The sequence below is a fragment of the Mucilaginibacter sp. genome, from assembly GCF_964263795.1.
Classification (GTDB): Bacteria; Bacteroidota; Bacteroidia; order Sphingobacteriales; family Sphingobacteriaceae; genus Mucilaginibacter.
Genome location: NZ_CAXVWK010000033.1, coordinates 1 through 3,069 on the forward strand (window position 1 = coordinate 1; position 3,069 = coordinate 3,069).

General features: G+C 44.4%; 1 protein-coding gene and 1 pseudogene. One reads left to right on the plus strand and one right to left on the minus strand.

From position 1 onward, the window contains the following. Nucleotides 1–485 precede the first annotated feature (485 nt). Nucleotides 486–2,552 (plus strand): DUF5916 domain-containing protein, encoded by a 2,067-nt coding sequence (locus tag ACE5CV_RS06510; RefSeq protein WP_374949361.1) that lies wholly within the window; start codon nt 486–488, stop codon nt 2,550–2,552. A 9-nt stretch (nt 2,553–2,561) separates the two neighbouring features. Here ACE5CV_RS06510 and ACE5CV_RS06515 read toward each other — a convergent pair. After that, nucleotides 2,562–3,069, minus strand: a pseudogene (locus ACE5CV_RS06515) (hypothetical protein); the annotation flags it as partial.

Consider the following 3,069-nt stretch of genomic DNA (forward strand, 5'->3'; position numbering starts at 1 on the left):
ATTATGCCCGTTTTTTAAAAAATAGACAAGGTTACGGCCGCCGCCACAACCCACATCCAGCACAGTGTTGCAAGCATCAAACCGGCCTTTTAAAAGCTGATCGAACAGGTAAATATCAATATTGCCATATAGGTATTGCAGGTTGTTTTGCATACGGGTTTAGATTGCCTTTGCAAGATAGGCAATTTATTTTTTTGACGGTTGCTCAACGCTGGATTAAGGCTGTTAGGGCGGCAAAAGCCCTGTCTATCTGCAGAAAGCAGCATTGGATCAGTTGGTATTTTTTATTGCTTTTTAATTTAATATTTATATTATTGTGTTGCGCTAACACAATAGCGCAGGTATTATCTCACAAACCTAAGTACCATACTAAATTGCCCTCAATTAAACTGACTTTACTGCTGTTGCTATGCTGCTGCCTTCTTGGCAATTTTGCATATGCACAAAAAAAGAACGCGAACTATAAGTTACACATCAAGCGTGCTGTGTCTGCTATTAAGATAGATGGCTTAATGGATGACGCCGACTGGCAAACAGCCGATTCGGCAGCCAACTTCTTTATGGTACTGCCGATGGATACCAGCTTTGCCAAGGTGCGTACCACGGTAAAGATGAGCTACGACAATAATAATCTCTACTTGCTTGCTATTTGCTATACGGTACGCCCCGGCCCCTACATGGTCGAATCGCTCAAGCGGGATTTTAACTTTGGTAAAAACGACAACTTCCTGCTTTTTATGGATCCGTTTGACGCCCGTACCGATGGCTTTAGCTTTGGTGCCAATGCCGCCGGTGCGCAATGGGATGGTACCATGTATGAAGGTGGCAAGGTTGATCTGAGCTGGGACAACAAGTGGTACTCTGCAGTAAAAAATTATCCGGATAAATGGATATTTGAGGCGGCTATACCTTTTAAAAGTATCCGCTATAAAAAGGGCATCCGTGAATGGGGAATCAATTTCGGCCGTAATGATCTGATTACCACCGAAAAATCGAGTTGGGCACCGGTACCGAGGCAGTTTCCGACTGCATCATTAGCTTATACCGGCAGCATCGTTTGGGACGAGGAGCCACCTGTTGCCAGCAGCAATATATCTGTAATTCCGTATGTGCTGGGAGGGGTAAGTAAAGATTTTCAGGCTGGCACCAAAGCCACCTACCGTAAAGAAATTGGCGGCGACGTAAAGGTGGCCCTTACCTCATCACTTAACCTGGACTTGACCGTTAACCCCGATTTTTCGCAGGTTGATGTTGATCAGCAGGTGATCAACCTGAACCGGTATGAACTGTTTTTTCCGGAGAAAAGACAGTTTTTCCTGGAAAACGGCGATTTGTTCTCCAACTTCGGTTATGCCGATATCCGGCCGTTCTTTTCGCGCCGGATTGGCTTAAACGCCCCGATACGTTTTGGTGGGCGAATGACGGGAAAGATAGACAAGAACTGGCGTGTAGGGGTAATGGATGTGCAAACCGGACAATCTGGTGCAGCTAACTTACCAGGGCAAAACTTTGGTGTGTTTACGCTGCAAAGGCGGGTCTTCAGCCGGTCGAATATCGCGTTTATGTTTGTTAATAAAGATGCTACAAGCGGCGCACCAAACCCCGGTAACACTGCGCCTGGCTATAACCGGAATGTAGGGGTAGAGTATAACCTGGCATCCTCTAATAACCTGTGGACGGGTAAATTGCTTGGGCTAAAATCATTTACACCCGGGCTTACCGGCCACGATTATGTACAGGCTGCCAACCTGCAATATCTAAGTAAATTCTGGACGTTTTACCTGCAGCAGCAATATGTTGGTAAAAATTACAACGCCGAGATTGGTTACGTGCCGAGGGTAGGATACAATAAATTAAGCCCGCTGGTGCAGCATAATTTTTTCCCTAAATCGGGTTCAATATTGTCGCATGGCGTGCAGCTATCCAGCACATACTTTTTCGACGAAAACTTTAAACGTACAGATAACGAAACTATCCTGAGCTACCTGATCACATTCCGTAACCGCAGCACTCTTACCTTTTCGGGTTTGGATACTTATGTTAAATTGCTCCGCCCTTTCGATCCTACCAATAACGGCAATGTTTTACTGCCAACCGGTACCGAAAATCACTGGAACACCGTTGATGTACAGTATGCCTCTAAACCGCAAAGTGTTTTTACCTATTTAGTTGACGTTGCACGAGGCGGATATTATAACGATGGCAACCGGCTCAGTGTAACCGGCCAGGTGGGATACCGCTTCCAGCCATATGTAAACCTGATACTGAATACTTCTTACAATGATTTACACTTGCCGCAGCCTTATGGTCGTACCAAATTCTGGCTAATTGGCCCAAGGGCTGACGTTACTTTTACCAACACATTGTATTTTACCACTTTTGTGCAGTATAACCAGCAGGCAAAGAACATGAATATTAACAGCCGTTTGCAATGGCGGTACAAGCCTGCATCAGACTTCTTTATCGTATATGGTGACAACTCCATTCCGTCGCCTTTTACAGTTAAAAACAGGCAGCTTACAGTGAAGTGGACTTATTGGTGGAATATATAAGTAAGATTTTTACTTACCTTTTATACCTTTAACATGCATCACCACAACGCTGCTATGTGGCATGCCTAATGTTGACCCCGGCGTTACATCAAGATAGCCGGTCAAATAACCGTTTACAATCCCACGGATCGTTTTATTGGTTTCATCTTCAAATTCGGCAAAGCTAAAATTTGCGTTCTTTTTAAAATAAAGCTTTCCCTTATTATCCACCGTCATAGTAAACGAATAGCTAAAATCTTCGTAGGCTTTACGTATTACAACATTAAACTCGGGTAACAGGTAATCTTCAAGCAGCCCCGATTCTTTTTTATTTTCGGCGCTGGTACTTAGCCGGGTTATGGTAACAAGCGGACTTTTGGACTTTAAGATAACCGGGATGCGCCCGGCAAATGCTTTAGCAGTGTCGGCATTAGCCTTAGCAACCATCTGCTTAATGTAGGCGGTATCCTTCCTGCTGGGGTGTATCAACGCTTCAGGTGTGGTGTGCAATACATTTTTGATATAATCATTGCTATAC